This window comes from Streptomyces sp. NPDC087844 (assembly GCF_044742785.1).
GTDB lineage: Bacteria > Actinomycetota > Actinomycetes > Streptomycetales > Streptomycetaceae > Streptomyces.
Window position 1 is genome coordinate 571,239 of sequence record NZ_JBIUVD010000001.1, and the last position, 23,432, is coordinate 594,670.

General features: G+C 70.7%; 18 protein-coding genes. 11 read left to right on the forward strand and 7 right to left on the reverse strand.

The genetic code is table 11. The features are described 5' to 3' along the window. Nucleotides 1-34 precede the first annotated feature (34 nt). Entirely contained in the window at nucleotides 35-1,639 is a 1,605-nt protein-coding gene (locus tag ACIOKD_RS02265; protein ID WP_402076939.1) for an alpha/beta hydrolase, read from the forward strand. 182 nt (nucleotides 1,640-1,821) lie between these two features. Here ACIOKD_RS02265 and hemQ read toward each other — a convergent pair whose 3' ends face one another. Then, nucleotides 1,822-2,559, reverse strand: coding sequence for a hydrogen peroxide-dependent heme synthase (gene hemQ / locus ACIOKD_RS02270; RefSeq protein WP_402076942.1), 738 nt, complete (start codon nucleotides 2,557-2,559; stop codon nucleotides 1,822-1,824). 4 nt (nucleotides 2,560-2,563) lie between these two features. After that, the gene (gene hemG, locus ACIOKD_RS02275; protein ID WP_402076944.1) at nucleotides 2,564-4,057 is read right to left on the reverse strand and encodes a protoporphyrinogen oxidase; all 1,494 of its coding nucleotides are present in this window, start codon (nucleotides 4,055-4,057) and stop codon (nucleotides 2,564-2,566) included. A gap of 190 nt (nucleotides 4,058-4,247) precedes the next feature. Between hemG and ACIOKD_RS02280 the strand changes: the two genes are divergently transcribed. Next, the gene (locus ACIOKD_RS02280; RefSeq protein WP_402076946.1) at nucleotides 4,248-5,252 is read left to right on the forward strand and encodes a DUF4349 domain-containing protein; all 1,005 of its coding nucleotides are present in this window, start codon (nucleotides 4,248-4,250) and stop codon (nucleotides 5,250-5,252) included. 27 nt (nucleotides 5,253-5,279) lie between these two features. After that, on the forward strand, nucleotides 5,280-6,680 hold the full coding sequence (locus ACIOKD_RS02285; RefSeq protein ID WP_402076949.1) for an FAD-dependent oxidoreductase: 1,401 nt from the start codon (nucleotides 5,280-5,282) through the stop codon (nucleotides 6,678-6,680). A 95-nt stretch (nucleotides 6,681-6,775) separates the two neighbouring features. On the opposite strand, the gene ACIOKD_RS02290 is transcribed toward ACIOKD_RS02285, so the two are convergent. After that, entirely contained in the window at nucleotides 6,776-7,123 is a 348-nt protein-coding gene (locus ACIOKD_RS02290) for a hypothetical protein (protein ID WP_402076951.1), read from the reverse strand. Nucleotides 7,124-7,225: 102 nt separating this feature from the next. Here ACIOKD_RS02290 and ACIOKD_RS02295 point away from each other — a divergent pair, with 102 nt between their 5' ends. After that, nucleotides 7,226-8,053 carry a rhomboid family intramembrane serine protease gene (locus tag ACIOKD_RS02295; protein WP_402076953.1) on the forward strand — a complete coding sequence of 276 codons (828 nt, stop codon included), beginning with the start codon at nucleotides 7,226-7,228 and terminating at the stop codon, nucleotides 8,051-8,053. 72 nt (nucleotides 8,054-8,125) lie between these two features. Here ACIOKD_RS02295 and hemE read toward each other — a convergent pair whose 3' ends face one another. Then, nucleotides 8,126-9,193 (reverse strand): uroporphyrinogen decarboxylase, encoded by a 1,068-nt coding sequence (gene hemE / locus ACIOKD_RS02300; protein ID WP_402076956.1) that lies wholly within the window; start codon nucleotides 9,191-9,193, stop codon nucleotides 8,126-8,128. Nucleotides 9,194-9,449: 256 nt separating this feature from the next. Here hemE and ACIOKD_RS02305 point away from each other — a divergent pair, with 256 nt between their 5' ends. From ACIOKD_RS02305 to ACIOKD_RS02315, 3 genes are all read left to right on the forward strand, one after another. Continuing rightward, on the forward strand, nucleotides 9,450-10,076 hold the full coding sequence (locus ACIOKD_RS02305) for a DUF3000 domain-containing protein (protein ID WP_402077679.1): 627 nt from the start codon (nucleotides 9,450-9,452) through the stop codon (nucleotides 10,074-10,076). A 562-nt stretch (nucleotides 10,077-10,638) separates the two neighbouring features. Next, nucleotides 10,639-11,301, forward strand: coding sequence for a response regulator transcription factor (locus ACIOKD_RS02310; protein WP_362780558.1), 663 nt, complete (start codon nucleotides 10,639-10,641; stop codon nucleotides 11,299-11,301). 167 nt (nucleotides 11,302-11,468) lie between these two features. Next, a complete protein-coding gene (locus ACIOKD_RS02315) occupies nucleotides 11,469-12,755 on the forward strand; it encodes an HRDC domain-containing protein (protein WP_402076961.1) in 1,287 nt (428 codons plus the stop codon). A gap of 35 nt (nucleotides 12,756-12,790) precedes the next feature. On the opposite strand, the gene ACIOKD_RS02320 is transcribed toward ACIOKD_RS02315, so the two are convergent. The 3 genes from ACIOKD_RS02320 to ACIOKD_RS02330 are packed head-to-tail and all read right to left on the reverse strand — an operon-like array spanning nucleotide 12,791 to nucleotide 15,893. Beyond that, nucleotides 12,791-13,630, reverse strand: coding sequence for a carbohydrate ABC transporter permease (locus tag ACIOKD_RS02320; RefSeq protein ID WP_402076963.1), 840 nt, complete (start codon nucleotides 13,628-13,630; stop codon nucleotides 12,791-12,793). Further along, nucleotides 13,627-14,577: a carbohydrate ABC transporter permease gene (locus tag ACIOKD_RS02325; protein WP_402076965.1), complete on the reverse strand. Its 951-nt coding sequence runs from the start codon at nucleotides 14,575-14,577 to the stop codon at nucleotides 13,627-13,629. Before ACIOKD_RS02325 ends, ACIOKD_RS02320 begins: the two co-directional genes overlap by 4 nt. Beyond that, the gene (locus ACIOKD_RS02330) at nucleotides 14,577-15,893 is read right to left on the reverse strand and encodes an ABC transporter substrate-binding protein (RefSeq protein WP_402076968.1); all 1,317 of its coding nucleotides are present in this window, start codon (nucleotides 15,891-15,893) and stop codon (nucleotides 14,577-14,579) included. Before ACIOKD_RS02330 ends, ACIOKD_RS02325 begins: the two co-directional genes overlap by 1 nt. Before the next feature lie 160 nt (nucleotides 15,894-16,053). Here ACIOKD_RS02330 and ACIOKD_RS02335 point away from each other — a divergent pair, with 160 nt between their 5' ends. The 4 genes from ACIOKD_RS02335 (at nucleotide 16,054) to ACIOKD_RS02350 (ending at nucleotide 23,267) form a co-directional block, all read left to right on the forward strand. Beyond that, a complete protein-coding gene (locus ACIOKD_RS02335; protein WP_402076970.1) occupies nucleotides 16,054-18,519 on the forward strand; it encodes a glycoside hydrolase family 2 protein in 2,466 nt (821 codons plus the stop codon). Then, on the forward strand, nucleotides 18,516-19,547 hold the full coding sequence (locus tag ACIOKD_RS02340; RefSeq protein WP_402076973.1) for a LacI family DNA-binding transcriptional regulator: 1,032 nt from the start codon (nucleotides 18,516-18,518) through the stop codon (nucleotides 19,545-19,547). The genes ACIOKD_RS02335 and ACIOKD_RS02340 overlap by 4 nt, the downstream gene beginning before the upstream one ends. A gap of 370 nt (nucleotides 19,548-19,917) precedes the next feature. Beyond that, the gene (locus ACIOKD_RS02345) at nucleotides 19,918-21,144 is read left to right on the forward strand and encodes a thiolase family protein (protein ID WP_402076976.1); all 1,227 of its coding nucleotides are present in this window, start codon (nucleotides 19,918-19,920) and stop codon (nucleotides 21,142-21,144) included. After that, nucleotides 21,141-23,267, forward strand: coding sequence for a 3-hydroxyacyl-CoA dehydrogenase NAD-binding domain-containing protein (locus ACIOKD_RS02350; protein WP_402076979.1), 2,127 nt, complete (start codon nucleotides 21,141-21,143; stop codon nucleotides 23,265-23,267). The genes ACIOKD_RS02345 and ACIOKD_RS02350 overlap by 4 nt, the downstream gene beginning before the upstream one ends. Nucleotides 23,268-23,432 lie beyond the last annotated feature (165 nt).

Below are 23,432 nucleotides of genomic sequence, written 5' to 3' on the forward strand. Positions count from 1 at the left end.
CCTTTTATTACTGTCGTGCGCTGAAGGGAATCTGATGCGAGCTGCCGTCCTCCGCGGAACAGCCGGATCCCTGATCCTGACCGCTGTCGTCGCGGTCGCACCGCCCGCGGGAAGCGCCCAGGCCTCATCGGGCCGGGCGCCGACGTGGGGCTCCGGCTGGGCCGAGCGGCACGGTACGGCGGTCGCCGCCGAACGCGCCGCCGCCGACGGCATCCGCTTCGGGACGTGTTCCGAGGACCAGGACGGCCCGGCCACCCTGCAGTGCGGCACGGTGCCGGTCCCGCTCGACTACGCGCACCCCGAAGGCAAGCAGATCAAGCTGACCGTCAGCCGGGTGCGGGCGACCGGCAAGGACGCCAAGGACAGCAAGCGGTCCGTCCCGCGACAGGGTTCGCTCGTCTACAACCCCGGCGGGCCCGGCGCGTCCGGCATGTACTTCCCGCTGATCGGCATGATCCCGGAGTGGAAGCGCATCGCGTCGGCCTACGACCTCGTCGGGTACGCCCCGCGCGGGGTGGCCCGCTCGGCCCCGCTGTCCTGCCAGGACCCGAAACTGCTCCTGAAGGGGCCCTCGCAGTCGCCGACGCACCCCTCGGAGTCGTACAAGAGGGAGCGCGTCGCGCGGGCGAAGGCGTACGCGCGAGGCTGTGTCGAGCGGTCGGGCCGTGCGATCAGGCACTTCACCTCGGTCAACAACGCCCGTGACCTGGACGTCCTGCGCGCGGCCCTGGGTGAGCGGAAGCTGACCTTCATGGGGGCGTCCTACGGCACGTACTTCGGGGCCCTGTACGCGGAGCTGTTCCCCTCGCACGTCCGCCGGATGGTCCTCGACTCGGCCGTCAACCCGGACCCGGCGAAGGTCTGGTACCAAAACAACCTCGACCAGTCGGCCGCCTTCGAGCGCCGCTGGGCCGACTTCCGCGCCTGGACCGCCACACACGACAAGGTGTACGGGCTGGGCCGCACGGCGGAGGAGGTGCGACGCAGTTACGAGCGGGTACGCGCGCGGCTCGCGGCGGAACCCGCGGGCGGCGAGGTCGGACCGGGGCAGCTGCACGGCGCGTTCCTGCAGGCCGGGTACTACGACGACTACTGGCCGCAGCGTGCGCTGGCGCTCTCCGCGTATCTGAAGGGCGACCCGAAGCCGCTGATCCGGCAGGCGGGGCCGCACCGGGACGCGGTGAAGGAGCAGGAGAACAGCAAGGCCGTCTACACGGCCGTCGAGTGCAACGACGCGCCCTGGCCGCGGGCCTGGCGCACCTGGGACCGCGACAACACGCGCCTCGCGCGCGTGGCGCCCTTCGAGACCTGGTCCAACGCCTGGATGAACCTGCCCTGCGCCTACTGGCCGCTGCCGCGCCAACGGCCGCTCGACATCCGCACGTTCCCCGGTGAGCTGGCGCCCACGCTCGTCCTCGCCGCGGAACGCGACGCCGCGACGCCGTACGCCGGTGCGCTGGAGATGCACCGGCGTCTTTCGGGCTCCGCGCTGGTCACCGAGCGGGGGGCTGGTTCGCACGGGATCGGGGGCGGGTCCAACGCGTGCGTCAACGCCCACATGGACGCGTACCTGTTGGAGGGCCGGGTCCCGGCCCCCCGGACGACCTGCGCCCCCCACAGGCCCCCGGAGCCCCGCTAGGGGCTTTCGTCCTTCAGGGGCGCGGGGAACGGCGCAGTCTTTTGCCTTACAGGGGCGCGGGGAACTGCGCGACCAGCCCCTACCGGGCCTGAACGATTGCGCCGTTCCCCGCGCCCCCAAAAGACTGCGCCGTTCCCCGCGCCCCTTGAAAGACTGCGCCGTTCCCCGCGCCTCCTGGAAGGTCAGGCGAGGCTCGCCACCAGTTCGGTTACGGACTTGCGGCGGCCCGTGTAGAACGGGACCTCTTCGCGGACGTGCATGCGGGCCTCCGACGCGCGAAGGTGTCGCATCAGGTCCACGATGCGATACAGCTCGTCCGCCTCGAACGCGAGGATCCACTCGTAGTCGCCCAGCGAGAACGAGGCGACCGTGTTGGCCCGCACGTCCGCGTAGCCGCGGGCCATCTTCCCGTGGTCGGCGAGCATCCGCCGCCGGTCCTCGTCCGGCAGCAGGTACCAGTCGTAGGAGCGCACGAAGGGATACACGCTGATGTAGTCGCGCGGCGTCTCGTCGGCGAGGAACGCGGGCACGTGCGAACGGTTGAACTCCGCCGGCCGGTGCAGCGCCATGTTCGACCACACCGGTTCGAGCGCGCGCCCCAGCTTCGTACGGCGGAAGAGGTTGTACGCCTCCTGGAGCTGGTCGGCGGTCTCGGCGTGCCACCACACCATGAGGTCGGCGTCGGCGCGCAGCCCCGACACGTCGTAGGTGCCACGGACCGTGACGTCCTTGGCGGCGAGCTGGTCGAACAGCTCCTGGACCTCGTCCGCGTAGCCGGCGCGCGCGGCGCCGTCGGGCAGCACGTCACGCAGTTTGAACACGGACCAGAGGGTGTAGCGGATGACCTCGTTGAGGTCCTTGGCCTTCTTGCCGGCGTTCGCGGTCCTGGCCTGGCCGGTGGTGGGGGCGTCGTCACTCATGGGGCTATTCTCCCGCTCCGCCGTGCGGGCTCCGCACCGGGTCGGTGGTCAGCGCGTCCGTGAGCCGGTCGTCGCCCCTGAGCGAGTCCACGGCGGTGTTCGCGCTCGCTACACAGGCCGGGATGCCCACGCCGTCGTACGCCGCTCCGCACACGGCGAGGCCCGGCACCCTGCCGACGTGTTCGCGGATGCGGGCCACGCGCGCGTGGTGCCCGACCGGGTACTGGGGCAGTCCGTCGTTCCAGCGGGTCACCCGGGTCTCCAGGGGCTTCGCGCTGAGGCCGGTGGCCTCGCGCAGGTCGTGCCGGGACACGTCGACGAGGTCGGCGTCCTCGCGGCCGAGGATCTCCGTCTCCCCGTACCGGCCGACGGAGGTGCGCAGGACCACCGTGTCCGGGTTCTCCTCGGCGATCCAGCCCCACTTCTGGGACGCGAACGTCGACGCCTTGATGGTCCGCCCGTCGACGGGCGGGACCAGGAAACCGCTGCCCTCGGGGAGGGCCGTCCCGTCCCGGCGATAGGCGAGGGTGATCAGCGCCATGGACGCGTACTCGACGGCCGCGAGCTCGGCCGCGGCGGCGGGGGCCTCCGTGCCCAGCAGTGCGGCGGCGGCGCCCGCGGGCACCGCCACGACGACGGCGTCGGCCGCCAGCACCCGGCCGCCCGCGACGATCCGCCAGCCCTCGTGCCGCTCGGCACCGGCCGCGTCGCCCGTGACCCGTCGCAGCTCCGTGACCGCCGCTCCCGTGACGATCTCGCCGCCCCGGGCGCGTACCGACTCGGCGACGGCGAGCGGCAGTTGGCCGACGCCGCCCTCGATGCCCATGAAGACCGGGCCGGCCTGCTGATCCGGCCGCCGGCCGCGCGCGGCCTTCGCCTGGATCTCGCGGACCGCCTCCGTGAGCGAGGCGTGCGCACGGGCCGCCTCGAAGAGCTGGGGGACGGCCGAACGCATCGAGATGCGGTACGCGTCGCCCGCGTAGACCCCGCCGAGCAGCGGCTCGACGAGCCGGTCGACGACCTCGCGGCCGAGGCGCTCCGCGACGAAGGCGCCCACCGCCACGTCGTCGCCGACCTCCGTGCGCGGCAGGTCGCGGTCGCGCTCGATGCGGCGCAGGCCTTCGTCGGAGAGCACCCCGGAGAGGGCCGCCGCGTCCGCGGGGACCCCCATGACGTGTCCCTTGGGCATGGGCCTGAGCGCGCCGCGCGTCCAGATCGAGGCGCCCACGGTGTTCGGCGGCCGGAGCCGGTCCGCGAGGCCCACCTCGTGGGCGAGCGCGACCGCCTCGGGCCGTCGCGCGAGCATCGACTCGGCGCCCAGGTCGACCCGGGCGCCCGCGATGGAGCCCGGCAGCAACTTGCCGCCGAGCCGGTCGGACGCCTCCAGGACGGTCACGCGCGCGCCGCCGTTCAGCAGCCGGTGCGCGGCGGCCAGACCGGCGATGCCGCCCCCGATGACGACGACGTGACCCGGGCCCGTACGTGTGTCTGCGTGCATGTGTCCACTGTCCCAGACCCGGTACGCCGTCCCCGGGCCCCGGCGCCCCGGCGAGCGGGCGCGGTGTCCATGACGAGGCCGGACCGTGACCTCTTCGGGACCGGATCCGGCCAACGTCCCGCGGGTCTCGGGCGTCGAAGGAACGTCAGTCATCACGACGCTCATCACGACACCTCGGGGGTACACCGACATGCGGACACGTGGCAGCGGCAAGAGCGGCGGCGAGGGCAGCGGCACGACCCGGTACCGCTCCTCACGCCCCGTACAGCCCATACAGCTCCTCTCGGCGCTGTTGCTCTCCGGCGCCCTCGCCCTGACGGGGTGCACGAACTCGGGCGACGGCGGGTCGGACAGCGACAAGGCCGCCGCCCCGGACGCCCTGAACGCGGGAGCGGGCGCGGCCGACGAGGGCAGTGCGGCCGACAGGGGCGCGGGTGGCGCCAAGGGCGAGAAGGCCGCACCGGTACCGGGGCCGGCCGCCCACATCATCCACACCGCCTCGCTGACCGTGCGGGTCAAGGACGTACCGAAGTCGCTCGCCGAGGCCCGCACCGTGGTCGAGAACGCGGGCGGCATGGTCGGCGACGAGACCACGGACCGCGACTCCGAGGGCCGCGAGCGTTCCCGCGTCGTCCTGCGGATCCCGGCGGAGAGGTACGAGGAGGTCCGCGCCGAACTGGCGGGCTCGGGCAAGCTCCTCGACCTGAAGGCGAAGGCGGAGGACGTCACCGAGCAGGTCGTCGACGTGGAGAGCCGGGTGAAGTCGCAGCGGGCCAGCGTGGCGCGGATCCGCGAGCTGATGGACCGGGCCTCCAAGCTGAGCGATGTGGTCACCCTGGAGGGGGAGTTGAGCACGCGCCAGGCCGACCTGGAGTCGCTGCTGGCCCAGCAGGCCTCGCTGAAGGACCGTACGAGCCTGGCCACGATCACGTTGTCGCTGTCCGAGACACCGGTGAAGAAGGCCTCCGGGGACGACGATCCCGGTTTCGCCGACGCGCTCGGGGGCGGCTGGGACGCGTTCGTCAGCATGTTCCGCTGGATCGCGCTGGCGCTGAGCGCGGTACTGCCCTTCCTGGTGGGCGCGGCGCTGCTGCTGTTCCTGTGGGTACGTTTCCTGCGCGGCCGGACACGGGGCGGCACGACGGCCCCTGCGACCACCCCCGCGGCTACGGGCGGCGAGCCTGAGCGGGACTGAAACGCGGGGCCCCCGTAGCGTGTTCGCATGACTATGAGCCGCGAGAACCGTACGAAAGAGCGTCTGGTGGTCGTCGGAGGGGACGCGGCGGGCATGTCCGCCGCGTCCCAGGCACGCAGGCTGAAGGGCCCCGACGAACTGGAGATCATCGCTTTCGAACGGGGACACTTCAGCTCCTTCTCCGCGTGCGGCATCCCGTACTGGGTGGGCGGCCAGGTCGACGACCGGGACAAGCTGATCGCCCGCTCGCCCGAGGAGCACCGGGAACGCGGGATCGACCTGCGGATGCGTACGGAGGTCACGGAACTCGATGTCGACGGCGGCCGGGTGCGCTCCCGCGACCTGGACTCCGGGACCGAGGCGTGGACGTCGTACGACAAGCTCGTGATCGCGACGGGCGCCCAGCCGGTGCGGCCGTCGTTGCCCGGTATGGACGCCCCCGGGGTGCACGGGGTGCAGACCCTCGACGACGGACAGGCCCTCATCGACACGCTGAGCCGTACGGAGGGCCGCCGCGCCGTCGTGATCGGCGCGGGCTACATCGGCGTGGAGATGGCCGAGGCGCTGATCAACCGTGGGTACGAGGTGACGGTCGTCAACCGTGGCAAGGAGCCGATGGCCACGCTCGATCCGGACATGGGCCGCCTGGTGCACGAGGCCATGGAGGGAATGAACATCACCATGGTGAACGACGCCGAGGTCACCAAGATCCTCACCGGTGACGACGGGCGGGTCCGCGCGGTCGCCACTCAGGACGCCGAGTACCCGGCGGACGTGGTGGTCCTCGGCATCGGCGTCCGGCCGGAGACCACGCTCGCCGAGGCCGCGGGACTGCCGCTCGGCGACCACGGAGGGCTCCTGACGGACCTGGCCATGCGGGTGCGCGGCCACGAGAACATCTGGGCGGGCGGCGACTGCGTCGAGGTCCTCGACCTGGTCTCGGGCCGTGAGCGCCACATCGCGCTGGGCACCCACGCCAACAAGCACGGCCAGGTGATCGGCTCGAACGTCGGCGGCGGCTACGCCACGTTCCCCGGTGTCGTCGGCACGGCGGTGAGCAAGGTCTGCGCCCTGGAGATCGCCCGTACGGGCCTGCGCGAGAAGGACGCGCGCCGGGCGGGGCTGCGCTTCGAGGCGGTCACGATCGAGTCGACGAACAGCGCGGGCTACTACCCGAAGGCCGACCTCATGACGGTGAAGATGCTGGCCGAACTGCGCACCGGCCGCCTTCTGGGCGTCCAGATCGTCGGCCGCGAGGGCGCCGCCAAGCGCGTGGACATCGCCGCCGTCGCCCTCACCGCAGGCATGACGGTCGAACAGATGACAGCCCTGGACCTCGGCTACGCCCCACCGTTCTCCCCGGTCTGGGACCCCATCCTGGTAGCGGCCCGCAAGGCGGTGATAGCGGTACGCAAAACCACCCAGTAGGGCCGCGCCGCCGAAGTGGCGCAGCCCCTTCAGGGGCGCGGGGAACTGCGCGCCCGACCCCCACCGGCCGTCAGCCGAACAGCGGCGCCGCCGTCTCAAGCCCCCTGGGCATTGCCGTTGATCTTCTCTATGGCCTGCCGAGCCTGCTCCCCCGGCGTCCGCGACAACGACGACACCGCGGAAACCTGGGGGCCACCCACAGCGGGCGCCGCCGCCGGCATGGCCGAGGCGGCGGCAGGCCGCGCATGCGACGCCGCCTGCCGTCCCCGCAGCCGATGACTCGCCGCCTCGTCCAGGGTCACGGGCCGCTGCATGCTCGCGGCCAGCCGCCCCGCCTCCTGGCCGAGCGCGGCCACGTCCTCCCAGGACAGCCTGAGTACCACGGCGAGTTCCGCCTCGCCGTCCGGCGTGGCGATCAAGGGCTGAGTGGCTCGGTCGTTCATGACCTGTTCCTCACGTATTGCTGGGATCACTGGCGGTTGCCGAAACATACGCACACCACCCCGCCCCCGTTCAGACTCCCTGAACCGGGGCAGGATTCCCCCGTGGTCATACCCGTCCATGACGTGAACCCGGCACGCCGCACGCCGTATGTGACGTACGCGCTGATCGTCGCCAACTTCGCGGTCTTCCTGGCCACTCCGGGCGTGGCGAGTTCGCTCACCGGCGAGGGCGGTCCGTCCCAGTTGTCGCAGCTGTGTCATCTGCAGGCGTTCCTCGACCACTGGGCCGCGGTCCCGCGGGAGCTGATCCACGGGCAGCTCCCGACCACGGTCCCCACCGGTGACGTGGGGGTGGGCGCCACCGGTCGCGGCTGCGTCGTCGGCCCGCCCGGCTACGACAAGTCACCGCAGCTTTCGGTCCTCACCGCGATGTTCCTGCACGGCGGCTGGGTGCACCTGCTCGGCAACATGCTCTTCCTGCTGATCTTCGGCAACAACATCGAGGACCGCCTCGGCCACATCCGCTACGCGCTCTTCTACGTCGTCTGCGGCTATGCGGCGGCCTACGGCTTCGCGCTCGTCAACGCCGACTCCATCGACCCGCTGATCGGTGCGTCGGGCGCGATCGCCGGAGTGCTGGGCGCGTATCTGGTCCTCTACCCACGGGCCAGGGTCTGGGTCCTGGTCCCGTTCCTGATCTTCCTGCCGCTGCGGCTGCCCGCCTGGATCGTGCTGGGCTTCTGGTTCGGCCTCCAGGCGATGTACTCGTCCGGCAAGGGCGTCTCCGAAGCCGGCACCGTGGCGTACGCGGCCCACGTGGTCGGCTTCCTGACAGGCATGCTCCTGGCCTGGCCCCTGCGCCGGGGCACCCCGCCCCCACCCCAGCCCCGCGGCCTCCTGTGGGGCAGAAGGGCCCACCATCGCCGGTGAGCGACCCGCGCCCCGAAAGCGACGCGGGGAACCACGCGGCCGGCCACGACGGAGCCGCAGCCGAAACAGGGCCTACCGGGCCGTACGCGTCTGCACGTACTCCACGAGCCGGCTCAACGCGTCCGGATCCATCGACGGCAGGACCCCGTGCCCGAGGTTGAACACATGCCCCTCAAGCCCCGCGGCAGCGTCGAGCACCTCCTGGGCCTTGGCCTCCACGACCTCGGTCGGGGCGAAGAGCACCGCGGGGTCGAGGTTCCCCTGAAGGGCCCGGCCGGGGCCGACCCGCCGCGCCGCCTCGTCCAGCGGCACACGCCAGTCGACGCCCACGACATCCGCGCCCGCCTCGCCCATCAGCCCCAGCAGTTCCCCCGTACCCACACCGAAGTGGATGCGCGGAACGCCGTACGACTCGACGGCCCGGAAGACCTTCGTGGAGGCGGGCAGCACGGAACGCCGGTAGTCGGCGGGGGCGAGGGCGCCGACCCAGGAGTCGAAGAGCTGGACGGCGGAGGCACCCGCCTCGATCTGCACCTTCAGGAAGGCGGCGGTGATGTCGGCGAGCCGGTCGAGCAGGTCGGCCCAGAGCTGCGGGTCGCCGTACATGAGGGACTTGGTGTGCTCGTGGTTGCGGGAGGGACCGCCCTCCACGAGGTAGCTCGCGAGGGTGAAGGGCGCGCCCGCGAAGCCGATGAGGGGGGTCGGACCCAGTTCACGGGTGAGCAGTCCGATCGCCTCGGTGACGTACCGGACGTCGTCCGGCGTCAGATCGCGCAGCTGGTCGAGGTCGGCGCGGGTGCGGATCGGCTTCTCGACGACGGGGCCCACGCCGGGCTTGATGTCCAGGTCGATACCGATGGCCTTCAGCGGTACGACGATGTCGCTGAAGTAGATCGCCGCGTCCACCTTGTGCCGGCGGACCGGCTGGAGGGTGATCTCGGCGACCAGCTCGGGCCGCATGCAGGACTCCAGCATGGGGATGCCCTCGCGCACCTTCAGGTACTCGGGCAGTGAGCGCCCGGCCTGCCGCATGAACCACACGGGCGTGTGCGGCACGGGTTCACGCCTGCACGCCTTGAGGAAGGCGGAGTCGTAGGTCGCGGTCGGCTGCTGGCCCTTGGGGCGGTCAATGACGCTCACGACGAAAAGTCTCGCACGCTCCGCAGGCACCGGGAGCCGGGGTCCGACGCGGGGACGCCCCGGCCCGCGCGCACTCGCACCGAGCCCGGCACTCCCTCCCGCACCGCCGCGAAACGGCGCGTCAAGGGTCGCTTTTCGGCAACGCGATCCGGACAGTGGTCCGGCGCACGGGTGTCTCTCCCTGCGCAAAGGCTCGGTTCCCCTTAATCTTCCCCGCATGGCTGCGGCTCAGGGACGACTGTCGGACGGCGCTGGAATGGACGACCCGAAGGAGGGGGAGCGGGATGCGATGGAGGCGGCTCCGCTGCCTTTTCGAGCTGCCGTCGATGCGTTGAGGGCCGCGCGGTTGCGGCCGCAGATCGAGATCGATCCGACGAAGGCACCGCGACGGCTCGCGCCGTTCGCGTACGCGCTGGAGGCCACCGTCGTCGACGGTGACGAGGATCTGGCGGACGGCCGTCTGATCCTGCTGCACGACCCGGCCGGACACGACGCCTGGCAGGGTTCGTTCCGCATGGTGACGCTGGTCCGTGCGGAACTGGAGCCGGAGATGGCCTCCGATCCGCTGCTCCCCGACGTCTGCTGGTCCTGGCTGACGGGTGCGCTCCAGGCTCGCGGTCTGTCGTTCGGCGAGCCCAGTGGCACGGTCACCAGGGCCGGCTCGCACTACTTCGGCGGTCTGTCGGAGCGACCGCCGACGTCGCAGATCGAGATCCGGGCGTCCTGGACTCCGCGTGAGGGTCTGGGCGGGGTCCCCGACACGGCGTCACATCTGGCCTCCTGGTGTGACCTGCTCGCCCAGATCGCCGGGCTGCCGCCGGCCGCGCCCGGTGACGCGTCGATCGTCACGCTGCCGCAGCGGCGGGGGCCGCAGAGCCGCTAGGCGCTTCGCCGAACGCCCCGCTGGACGGCCGGATGTCGTCCACCGGTGCGTCGTGGCGGTCGCGCGGTTCTCCGCGCCTCTCGCCCCTCGCCCCTCCCCCCTCGCCCCTCGCCCCTCGACGGGGCCTACTCGAAGCCGTGCTGAAGCCGTGCCTCCTGGGAGGTGCGGCTTCAGTCGTGTTGCCGGGGCTCGCCGTCAACCCTCCGTCGGCTCTCCCCCTTCCGGAGCGCCGCCGGGGGGTGGCCGAACCGTGCCCGCGCCCCGAACGCGCTTCCACGCCCCTCTCGCGTGACCCCGAATCACCCGCGGCCTGCACGAAAACACGTTTGCCCTTTTATCGATACGACCACTTTCGGCCTCGTATCGAAGCGGAGCGGACTCGTTTCGATCTTCGGTTGATCGATCGTGCGTCCGAATTGCACGCATTATTACTCACCAAATCGTGATCATTCTCTAAAGGCGGACGGGTTTGATGCCGAAGACCTCTGTGACCTTGAAAGCACGGTTCGTCCCGGCTTCATCCCCACAGCCGATCCCCCTTCCCCGCACCCCAGGAGGCCTGGTGTCCGTTCTCCTTGAGCAGCCCGCAAGCCTGGTCGCCTACCGCCCGAACAAGCCGACCGCGATGGTGGTCGTGGCCGACCCCCGCGTGCGCTCCACCGTCACCCGCCACCTGTGGGCGCTCGGTGTTCGCGACGTGATCGAGGCTTCGTCCGTCGCGGAGGCTCGTCCCCGCATCGGCAACCCCCGCGACATCTGTGTCGCAGACGTCCATCTCCCCGACGGCTCCGGCCTCACCCTCCTGTCCGAAACCCGCGCCGCGGGCTGGCCGAACGGCCTGGCCCTGTCCGCCGCCGACGACATCGGTGCCGTACGCAACGCCCTCGCGGGCGGCGTCAAGGGCTACGTCGTCACCGGCACCCGTACGAACATCGGACTGCCCACCCGGCCGGGCGTCGCTCCCATCGGCTCGGCCGCCGCCCGTATGCACCGCCGCCCCCCGGGTTCCCCGAGCCACCCGGGCGGCTACCGCGAGCTGTCCGGCCGTGAGGTCGAGGTGCTCCGACTGGTGGCGGAGGGCCAGTCGAACAAGGCCATCGGCGTCTCGATGGGCCTGTCCGCGCTGACCGTCAAGAGCCACCTCGCCCGCATCGCCCGCAAGCTCGGCACGGGCGACCGCGCCGGCATGGTGGCGGTGGCCCTGCGCACGGGAATCATCCACTGACCCCGCCGACCTCTTCCCCTCCGCCCGAACCGGATCATCCCCTCCGCCCGAACCAGGACGCCCGACCGGTGCAGGATTCACCGACCTGACTGGTTTACGACCCTCTGACGCCCGTCGACGGAACGTTCCGTCGACGGGCGTCTGTCATACACAGATACCCTTGACAGGTGACCGACGCCCAAGAGACCGCAGCAGACAGTTCACTGCGAACCACCGGAGGCGCTCCTCCGGACGACGTCGAACCGGCGCCGATCCCCTTGCTGGAGCCCCGCGACGGAATTCCGCCGGTGATCACCGACGAGGACGCCCTCGCCGAGATGATCGCCGCGTTCGCGGCCGGCACCGGCCCCGTCGCCGTCGACGCCGAGCGGGCGTCCGGCTATCGCTACGGCCAGCGCGCGTATCTGGTGCAGTTGCGCCGGGAGGGCGCGGGGTCCGCGCTCATCGATCCCGTCGCCTGCCCCGACCTGTCGGGCCTGGGCGAGGCCCTCTCCGGAGTGGAGTGGGTGCTGCACGCGGCCACCCAGGACCTGCCGTGCCTGCGGGAGATAGGTATGGTCCCCAGCCGCCTGTTCGACACCGAGCTGGCCGGCCGGCTCGCCGGGTTCCCGCGGGTCGGGCTCGGCGCGATGGTCGAGGGCGTCCTGGGCTTCGTACTGGAGAAGGGGCACTCGGCGGTCGACTGGTCGACCCGTCCGCTGCCCGAGCCGTGGCTGCGCTACGCGGCGCTCGACGTGGAGCTGCTCGTCGACCTGCGGGACGCGCTGGAGAAGGAGCTCGACCGGCAGGGCAAGCTGGAGTGGGCCCGCGAGGAGTTCGACGCGATCGCCTCGGCGCCCCCGCCGGAGCCCCGCAAGGACCCGTGGCGCCGCACGTCGGGCATGCACAAGGTGCGGCGCCGCCGGCAGATGGCTGTCGTACGGGAGCTGTGGGAGACCCGGGACCGGGCGGCGCGGCGGCGGGACATCTCGCCGGGCAAGATCCTCGGCGACGGGGCGATCGTCGAGGCCGCGCTGGCCGTACCGGCCAATGTGCACGCGCTCGCCGCGCTGAACGGCTTCGGGCACCGCATGGGCCGGCGCCAGCTGGACCAGTGGCAGGCGGCCGTGGACCGGGCGAAGGAACTCCCCGACGCCGAGCTGCCGCAGCCGGGGCAAGCGCTCACCGGGCCGCCTCCGCCGCGCGCCTGGGCCGAGAAGGATCCGGCCGCCGCGGCGCGGTTGTCGGCGGCGCGGGCCGCTGTGTCCGCGCTGGCGGAGACGCTCAACATGCCTCAGGAGAATCTGATCACTCCGGACACGGTTCGGCGGGTCTGCTGGGAGCCGCCTGTCGCTCCGGACGTGGCGTCCGTCGCTGCCGCTCTTGAGGGGTACGGGGCCCGGGGGTGGCAGGTCGCGTTGGTTGCGCCGGTGCTTGTCGCCGCGCTGGCCGCCAAGGCCAGGACCAAGGACTGAGGCCGCGCCCCTGAAGGGGCGCCCTACGGGGCGCCCTACTTCGTCGCGCCCCTCGTGAAGCCGTTGTAGATGTAGCGCTGCAGGAACAGGAAGACCAGCAGCGTGGGGAGGATGACCAGGACCGCTCCCGCCGAGATGTTCTCCCAATGTGCTCCGAACGGGCCCTTGAAGCGGAACAGCGACGTTGAGATCACGCCAAGATCCTCGGACGGCATGTAGAGGAACGGGATGTAGAAGTCGTTGTAGACGGTGATCCCCTTCACGATGACCACCGTCGCGATCGCGGGCTTCAGCAGCGGCAGGATGATCTTCCGGTAGATCGTGAACGCGTTCGCGCCGTCGAGCCGGGCCGACTCGTCGAGCGAGACGGGGATCGACCGGACGAACTGCAGGAAGATGTAGATCGAGACGATGTCCGTGCCCATGTAGAGCACGATCGGCGCCCAGCGGCTGTCGAACATGCCGAAGCTGTCGACGATCTGGAAGGTCGCCACCTGGGTGGTCACGCCGGGTACGAGCGTGGCGACCAGGAACAGCGCGACGACCAGCTTCCTGAAGCGGAAGGTGTAGCGGTCGATCGCGTACGCCGCCATCGACCCGATGATCACCGTGCCGGTGACGGAGAAGAGCAGGATGAACGCGGTGTTCCCGAACGCCGAGAGCATCCGGCCGTCCTGGAACGCCGTCACGTAGTTGTCGAAGTTCAGCGGGTCGTCGGGGAGTTGCAGCGCCCCGCTGTCGTTCGCCATCTCCTGCTCCGACTTGAGGGAGGTCAGGAGGACCACGAGGAGGGGCAGCAGGACGACCACGCTCGCGGCGATCAGCGACAGGTAGGTGAGGGTCCGGGCGACCCGGGTGCGTGACACGCGAGTCATACGAGATCCACCTTGTCGTCCGGGACGAGGCGTCGCTGGACCCAGGTCACCGCCAGGATGATCAGGAGCAGTACGACCGCCGCCGCCGAGGCCAGCCCCGTCTTGTTGAACTGGAAGGCCAGCTTCACCGTCTGGATCACGAAGGTCTCCGTGCCGGTCGCGCCGCCGGTCATGATGAACGGCACCTCGAAGGCGGACAGCGAGCCGGAGATGGACAGGATGACGGTCAGGCTGAGTACGGGCCTGATGCCGGGCGCGATGATGTACCGGAACTGGTGCCAGCGGGTCGCTCCGTCCAGTTCGGCGGCCTCGTACAGCTCGCCCGGGATGGACTGGATCGCGCCGAGGAACAGGACGAAGTTCAGGCCCAGGTAGCGCCAGACGGAGACACCCGCCAGTGAGACGTTCGCGGAGACCGGGGTACCCAGCCAGGCGCGGTCGGAGTGGACACCGACAAGGCTCAGGACCGAGTCGAGGGTGCCGCCGTCCTGGAAGAAGTAGAGGAAGACGAAACCGATCGCCACCCCGTTGATCAGGTACGGGAAGAAGAGCACCCCCTTGAAGAAGTTCCGGAAGCGCACGTGGAAGCTGAGGACCGTCGCGAAGTAGAGCGCGACGACGATCTGCACGACGGACGCGGCCAGGTAGTAGCCGCTGACGAAGAAGACCTCGAACAGCTCGGGCCGGGTGAGGAGTTCGACGTAGTTCTCTCCGCCCGTGTAGCTCAGCTCCGGGCTGACACCGTCCCAGTCGGTGAAGCTGTACGCGACCATGTTGGCGACCGGCGCGTACGTGAACGTGATCAGCAGGACCAGCGGGGCGGCGAGGAAGAGCCACGGGGTGAGGCCCCGCCGCAGACGCAGCCCGCGAGGGGCGCGGGCGCGAGTCGCGCGGACGGCGGGCGCGGCCTCCTCGGGCCGCGCCGCCTTCTCGGTCGTGTCCGTCATCAGGACCCCGTGGACTTCCGCGCCTCTGCCCAGCGCTCACCCAGGTCGCCGAGGAAGTCGTCGAGGCTGCCCTTCCTGGCGCCACGGGCGAGGTCGACGAGGTCCTGGCGGTAGTCGGGCTTGTAGATGCCGACCTCCGACTGGTTGTCGACCTCCTTGACCTGCGCGCCCTTCGCGTCGTCCAGCTCGATGAGCCGCACACCCGCGTCCTTGTACGGCCGCAGCACCTCGGGCAGCGGGGCGCCCTTGACCGGTGAGAGGGTCAGGTTGTCGGCCGCGTAGCCGGACTTGTCGGTGAACCAGTCGATCCAGGCGCGGGCCGCCGCCTTGTGGTCGGAGTTGATGTTGACGGCCTGGTTGTAGTCGGGCGACATGGTCGCGCAGAACGTGCCGTCCTTCTGGGCCGGGAAGGGCATGAAGCCGATGTCGTCCGGGTCCGCGCCCGCCTGCTTCGCCGCCGCCCGGAACTGCGTGATCGCCCAGGAGCCGAGCCACATGGTGGCGATGTCACCCTTGGCCAACTTGGGCTTGGATGCCTCCCAGTTGGTGGTCGTCGGGTCCTTCTCGATCAGATCGCCGCGCACGATGTCGTACAGCAGGGTGTCGGCGACGCGCAGGTCCTCGCCCTTCGCCCACGGGTCGCCCTCGGCCAGCCTGCTGGTCGCCTGCGGGTCGCAGCCGACCGATCCGTTGACGTACGTCCACTGCGTCAGCGGCCACATGTCCTTGAAGTTCGTGTAGTACGGGGTCGCGTCGGTCTTCGCTCTGATGGCCTTGAGACCGGCGACGAACTGGGCCGGTGTCGTGGGCCAGTCGGTGATCCCGGCCTCCTTCCAGACCCGCTTGTTGTAGAGGAAGCCGGGGAGCGCTCCCATCGGGCTCTGCCCGTAGACCTTGCCTCCGACCGTGGTGAAGTCGGTGAACAGGTACTTCTTCGCGCGGTCGGTCCCGGTGCCGAGGGACGCGAAGAACTTCGGGTAGTCGTTCTTCTTGATCACGGCGGGGATCATCAGCACATCGCCGTAGTTCTCGGTGTTCATCCGGATCTTGACCTCGCCCTCGTAGTCCGTGAGGGCGTCGAACTCGACCTCGACCTTGGGATAGGTCTTGTTGAATTCGGCCGCGTACTTCTTCATCGTGCCGTCCTGCACGAGGTCGGTCCGGTGGGTGAGGACCGTGATCGTGCCGGACACCTTCTCCGGGTCGTCGGGGGCCTTGGCGTCCGCGCCCTTCGACGTGCCTCCGCTTCCGGTACACCCCGCGGCCAGCAGCGCGGCGGCGAGGAGGCTTCCGGCGATCTTCGTGCGGTGGTTCATCTGCACCAGCTCCGTTCAGGGACGGATGAGCACGGGTGGGATGGCTGGTTCCGCACTCTGGCAGCCGTCGCTAAACCGGTAAAGTCCTTATTTCGCCAAGGATCGAGAGGCTTTTACTACCGTCGGGTCCCCATTGGCCTATACCGGTTTAGGAGTGCGCATGCTGGATGTCACGCCGATCCACGAGGGATGGGTCCTGCGACACGACGGGGCCGAGCTCCCGGCCACGGTGCCGGGCTGCGTGCATACGGATCTCCTGGCGGCGGGGGTCGTGCCGGACCCGTTCCTCGGGCGCGGCGAGACCGAGGTGGCGTGGGTGGGGCGGCGCGACTGGCTGTACGAGACGGAGCTCGCCTTGACGCCGGGCGGGCACGAGCAGACCGACCTCGTCCTCGACGGCCTGGACACGGTCGCCGAGGTCCGGCTCGACGGCCAACTCCTGGGCACGGCGCGGAACATGCACCGCTCGCACCGCTTCGACGTCACAGGGCTCGGCGGGCGCCTCTCGGTCCACTTCCGGTCCGCCTACGACGAGGCGGAGGCGGTGCGCGGGCGGCTCGGCGAGCGGCCGAACGCATATCCCGAGCCCTTCCAGTACCTCCGCAAGATGGCCTGCTCCTTCGGCTGGGACTGGGGCCCGACGCTGGTGACGGCCGGCATCTGGAAACCGGCGCGGCTTGAGCACTGGACGACGGCGCGCATATCCCGGGTGCGTCCGCTCGTGACGGTCGAACAGCGCCTGGGGCGGGTCGAGTTGCATGTGGAGGTCGAGCGGTCACGGGTCGAGGCCGGACTGACGCTGAGCGCGCGCGTGGGCGGGGCCGAGGCGGCCGTGGACGTCGTCGGCACACGTGCGGTCGTACGCGTCGAGGTGCCGGACGTCGACCTGTGGTGGCCGCGCGGATACGGTGAACAGCCGCTTTTCGAGGTCGAGTTGGTCCTCTCGGAAGCGGGCGGGCCGTTGGATGCCTGGCGTCGTCGGGTCGGCTTCAGGACCGTCGAACTGGACCGTCGGGACGACGAGCACGGCTCAGGGTTCACCTTCGTCGTCAACGGCGAACGGCTCTTCGCCCGTGGCGTCAACTGGATCCCGGACGACGTCCTCCCCTCCCGGATCACGCGCGAGCGCTACCGCACCCGGCTGACCCAGGCGGCCGACGCCGGCGTGGACCTCGTACGCGTGTGGGGCGGCGGCCTCTACGAGAGCGAGGACTTCTACGACACCTGCGACGAACTGGGCCTGCTGGTCTGGCAGGACTTCCCCTTCGCCTGCGCCGCCTACCCGGAGGAGCAGCCCCTGCGCGGCGAGGTGGAGGCCGAGGCCCGCGAGAACGTCGTACGGCTGATGCCGCATCCCTCGCTCGTGCTGTGGAACGGCAACAACGAGAACCTGTGGGGCTTCCGGGACTGGGACTGGGAGCGGCGGCTGGCCGGGGACTCGTGGGGTGAGGGCTACTACCTGGGTCTGCTGCCGCGGCTGGTCGCGGAGTTGGACCCGACCCGGCCGTACGCGGCGGGCAGCCCGTGGTCGGGTTCCTGGGACCACCACCCCAACGACCCCGCCCACGGCACCCATCACTCCTGGGAGGTGTGGAACCGGCGGGACTACGCGGACTACCGGCTCGAAGTACCGCGGTTCGTGGCCGAATTCGGCTGGCAGGCACCGCCCGCGTACGCCACGCTGCGGCGCGCCCTGCCCGGCGAGGTACTCGCGCCCGACTCCCCCGGCATGCTGCACCACCAGAAGGCGGACGACGGCAACGGGAAACTGGCGCGCGGGCTCGCCCGGCACTTCCCCGTGCCCGAACAGGGCTTCGGTGGAGCCGACTTCGACCGGTGGCACTACCTCACGCAGGTGAACCAGGCACGGGCCGTCGCCACGGGCATCGAGCACTGGCGCTCACACTGGCCGGTGTGCGCGGGCACCATCCTCTGGCAGCTCAACGACTGCTGGCCGGTGACGAGTTGGGCGGCGATAGACGGGGACGGCCGCGAGAAGCCGCTCTACCACGAGCTGAGACGGCTGTACGCGGACCGGCTGCTGACGCTGCAACCGCGGCCCGGAGGGCTCGTACTGGCGGCGGTCAACCAGTCGGCCGAGCCGTGGGCGTGCCGGGCGGTGCTGCGCCGGATGTCGGTGGAGGGCGGGGTGGTGGCGGAGGCCGCCGTGGAGTTGGCGGCGAGGGCCAGGGCGGTCGGGGACCTGCGCGTACCGAAGGATCTTGAGCCGGTGGGGCCCAAGGAGTTCCTGGTGGCGGACACGGGCGGGGGCGGGGGTTCGGGCGGGGAGTCGGGTGGGGAGTCGGGTGGGGAGTCGAGCGAGGGCTCGGGTGGGCTGCGGGCCCTGCACTTTCCCGTCGCCGACCACGAGATCCCGTACCCCAGGCCGCGGTTCGACGTCTCGGTCGCCGCTCCGGGAGAGGTCACCGTCACCGCTCACACGCTCGTACGGGATCTGCTGCTGCAGGCCGACCGGCTGTCATCCGCCGCGTCGGCCGACCGGGGGCTCGTCACGCTGCTCCCGGGCGAACAGGTGACCATCGGTGTGCGGGGCTGGGAGACTCTGGGGGACCCGGACGCGGAGACCGTACGCTCCGCCCTGTACTGCGTGGAGCCCGCACGATGACGACACCACCCCGCGTCACCATCAAGGACGTCGCGGCCCGCGCCGGGGTGTCCAAGGGGGCCGTGTCGCTCGCCTTCAACCACAAACCGGGACTGTCCGAGGCGACCCGGGACCGGATCTTCGAGGCGGCCCGCCAGCTGGGCTGGGCACCGAACCTCGCCGCGCGGTCGCTGGCCGGGCGGCGGGTGGACGTGGTGGGCCTCGCGATCTGCCGGCCGGCGCGGCTGCTCGGGCTCGAACCGTTCTACATGGAGTTCATCTCGGGTGTGGAGAGCGTGCTGACCGAGCACTCCTGCTCGCTGCTGCTGCGCCTTCTGCGGACGGTGGAGGAGGAGGTCGGGCTCCAGGACTCCTGGTGGCGGGGCAAGCACGTCAGCGGATCGATCCTGGTGGACTTCCGGGCGGACGATCCGCGGGTGGCCGCCGTCGAACGGCTCGGGATGCCCGTCGTGGCCGTCGGGCACCCCTCCCTGACCGGCGGGCTCACCTCCGTGTGGACCGACGACGCGAGCGCTGTCACGGAGGCCGTGCGGTATCTCGCGGCGCTCGGGCACCGGAGGGTCGCGCGGGTCGGCGGGGCGGCGGCGCTCGGGCACACGGCGATCCGTACGGCCGCGTTCGACGCGGCCGCGCGGGAGCTGGAACTGGGCGGGGCGTGGCAGGTGGCCACCGATTTCTCCGGTGAGGCGGGGGCGAGGGCGACGCGGTCGTTGCTGACCGCGTCCGCCACGGATCGGCCGACCGCGATCGTGTACGACAACGACATCATGGCGGTGGCCGGGCTGTCGGTGGCGTCCGAGATGGGGCTGTCGGTGCCGGGGCACGTGTCGCTGCTGGCGTGGGACGACTCGCAGCTGTGCCGGTTGACGCATCCGACGTTGTCGGCGATGAGTCATGACGTGCACGGGTTCGGGGCGGAGGTCGCCCGAACGTTGTTCGGCGTCATCACCGGCGGTGGGGCCGGGGGTTCTCACCCGGTGCCCACCCCGGTGCTGACCCCCCGGGGGTCCACGGCGCCGCCGCGGTAACGGTCCGTCCGAGGGTGTGGCCCCGGTGGGGGCCGGTCGCGCAGTTCCCCGCGCCCCTGGGAGGGGTGGGTGACGGTTGCACGTCAGGTGCGGGCGCGTCGCGGCTGAGCGCGCAGTTCCCCGCGCCCCTGAAAAACGGGGCTGCGCCCCAGCTTTTCGCCCTTCAGGGGCGCGGGGAACTGCGCGACCGGCCACAGCGGCCCCGCAGGTGTGACACACCCCCGCCCCGCGGCCACACTGGAAGTGTGACCTTCGCCGCTCCGGGCCCCGGGACTGGGCAGCTACGTTACCCGTAAGTAGCATGGGACCTGAGCGCGCGCTCAGCGCATCGCATCGCAGCAGTGCAATCCGCATCTGGAGGAGAGCCATCGTGCCTCGTACCGTCAGGGACGTCGTCTTCGTCGACGGCGTCCGCACCCCGTTCGGCAAGGCGGGCCCGAAGGGCATCTACCACGAGACCCGTGCCGACGACCTCGTCGTGAAGGCGATCCGGGAGCTGCTGCGCCGCAACCCCGGACTCGACCCGAAGAAGATCGACGAGGTCGCCATCGCCGCGACCACGCAGATCGGCGACCAGGGTCTGACGCTGGGCCGCACGGCCGGCATCCTGGCCGGGCTGCCCCAGTCCGTGCCCGGCTACTCGATCGACCGCATGTGCGCCGGCGCGCTGACCGCGGTGACGACCGCCGCCGGCTCCGTCGCGTTCGGCGCGTACGACGCCGTCATCGCGGGCGGTGTCGAGCACATGGGCCGCCACCCCATGGGCGAGGGCGTGGACCCGAACCCCCGCTTCGTCAGCGACAAGCTCGTCGACGAGTCGGCCCTTTTCATGGGCATGACCGCGGAGAACCTGCACGACCGCTACCCCACGATCACCAAGCGGCGCGCCGACGAGTACGCCGTGCGTTCGCAGGAGAAGGCCGCCAAGGCGTACGCCAACGGCAAGATCCAGCAGGACCTGGTGCCGATCTCGGTGCGCAACACCAACGCGGAGGTCGGTGAGACGGGCTGGGGCCTGGTCACCGCCGACGAGCCGATGCGCCCGGGGACCACCCTGGAGAACCTGGCAGGGCTCAAGACCCCGTTCCGCGTGCACGGCCGGGTCACCGCCGGCAACGCGGCCGGTCTGAACGACGGCGCCACCGCCTCGATCATCGCGTCCGAGGAGTTCGCCCGCGAGCACGACCTGCCGGTCAAGATGCGACTGGTCTCCTACGCCTTCGTGGGTGTCGAGCCCGAGGTCATGGGCTACGGCCCGATCCCGGCCACCGAGAAGGCCCTCGCGAAGGCCGGTCTGTCGATCGAGGACATCAACCTCTTCGAGATCAACGAGGCCTTCGCCGTCCAGGTCCTCGCGTTCCTGGAGCACTACGGCATCGCCGACGACGACGCGCGCGTCAACCAGTACGGCGGCGCCATCGCGTACGGCCACCCGCTGGCCTCCTCCGGCGTCCGGCTGATGACCCAGCTGGCCCGCCAGTTCGAGGAGCAGCCGGAGGTCCGTTACGGCCTCACCACCATGTGCGTCGGCTTCGGCATGGGCGCCACGGTGATCTGGGAGAACCCGCACCACAAGGACGCCGGAGGCGACAAGTGAGCACCACTGAACTCCTGAAGGGCGCAGCGGAGCTGTTCCCCGACGAGGTCGTGACGTCGGCGCACGTACGCCACCTCGACCTGCCGTTCGGCGCTGGGCGCTTCGCGCTCGTCACGCTGGACAACGGCTTCGACCACACCAAGCCGACCACCTTCGGCCCGGCCTCGCTGGCGAACCTCAACGCCGCGATCGACCAGGTCGAGAAGGAAGCCGCCGCCGGCGAGATCATCGGCGTCGGTGTCACCGGCAAGCCGTTCATCTTCGCCGTCGGCGCGGACCTCAAGGGCGTCGAACTCCTCAAGGAGCACAAGGACGCGCTCGCCATCGGCAAGGGCGGCCACGAGGTCTTCAAGCGGCTGTCCGCCCTCGCGGTCCCGACCTTCGCGTACTACAACGGCGCGGCCATGGGCGGCGGCGTCGAGGTAGGCCTGCACTGCACCTACCGCACGGTGTCCGCGTCCCTGCCCGCCTTCTCGCTCCCCGAGGTCTTCCTCGGTCTGGTGCCCGGCTGGGGCGGCTGTGCCCTGCTGCCGAACCTGATCGGGGCCGACAAGGCCGTCTCGGTGATCATCGAGAACTCGCTCAACCAGAACAAGCAGCTCAAGGGCGTACAGGTCTACGAGCTGGGGATCGCCGACGCGCTCTTCGAGGGCGCGGACTTCCTTGAGCAGTCGCTGATCTGGACGGCGGCCGTCCTCAAGGGCGAGATCGTCGTCGACCGCCCGGTCATCGACCGCGGCGAGGCCTGGGACCAGGCCGTCGCCAAGGGCCGCTTCATCGCGGACAGCAAGGTGCACGGGGCGGCCCCGGCAGCGTACCGAGCCCTTGACATCATCGCCGCCGCCAAGAACGGCGACCTGCAGCAGGGCTTCGACGCCGAGGACAAGGCGCTCGCCGACCTGATCATGGGCGGTGAACTGCGCTCCGGCATCTACGCGTTCAACCTCGTCCAGAAGCGCGGCAAGCGCCCGGCGGGCGCCCCGGACAAGTCCCTCGCCCGCCCGGTCACCAAGGTCGGTGTCGTCGGCGCCGGCCTGATGGCCTCACAGCTCGCCCTGCTCTTCCTGCGCCGCCTGGAGGTGCCGGTCGTGCTGACCGACATCGACCAGGAGCGCGTCGACAAGGGGGTGGGCTACGTCCACGCCGAGATCGACAAGCTGCTCGGCAAGGGCCGTGTCAACCAGGACAAGGCCAACCGCCTCAAGGCCCTGGTCTCCGGTGTGCTGGACAAGGCCGAGGGCTTCTCCGACGCCGACTTCATCATCGAGGCCGTCTTCGAGGAGATCGGCGTCAAGCAGCAGGTGTTCGCGGAGGTCGAGGCGGTCGCCCCGGCGCACGCGATCCTCGCCACCAACACCTCCTCGCTGTCCGTGACCGAGATGGCGTCGAAGCTCAAGCACCCCGAGCGGCTCGTGGGCTTCCACTTCTTCAACCCGGTCGCGATCCTGCCGCTCCTTGAGATCGTGCGGGGCGAGGCGACGGACGACGCCGCGCTCGCGACCGCCTTCGGTGTCGCCAAGAAGCTGAAGAAGACCGCGGTCCTGGTGAAGGACGCCCCGGCGTTCGTCGTGAACCGCATCCTCACCCGCTTCATGGGCGAGATCCAGAACGTCATCGACGAGGGCACGCCGGTCGCGGTCGCCGAGAAGGCGGTCGAGCCGCTGGGCCTGCCGATGTCTCCGCTGGTGCTGCTCGAACTGGTCGGCCCCGCGATCGGTCTGCACGTCTCCGAGACGCTCAACCGGGCCTTCCCCGACCGCTTCACGGTCTCCCCGAACCTCGCGGCGGTCGTCAAGGCCGGTAAGCGCGGCTTCTACGTGTACGACTCCGGGAAGCCGGAGCTCGACCCCGAGGTCGCCGCGCTGCTGCGGCAGGGGGATGTCGTCCTGAGCGAGGAGCAGGTGCGGGCGCGGGTGCTCGACGCCGTCGCGCAGGAGATCGGGCTCATGCTCGACGAGGGGGTCGTGGCCGAGGCTCAGGACATCGACCTGTGCCTGATCACCGGTGCGGGGTGGCCCTTCCACCTGGGTGGGATCACGCCGTACCTGGACCGTGAGGGTGTCTCCCAGCGCGTGAACGGCAAGCCGTTCCTGGCGCCGGGCGTGGCCTCCGTCCCGGCGTAGTTTTCACGTATTCGGGGGCGCTGCCCCCGAACCCCCGGTCCTCACACGCCGGACGGGCTGGAAGACTGTGCGGTTCCCCGCGCCCCTTTTGGGGGCGCGGGGAACTGCGCACCGGGGGTTCGGGGGCAGCGCCCCCGAGTAGTGACGGGAACGGGTAGGGGCGGC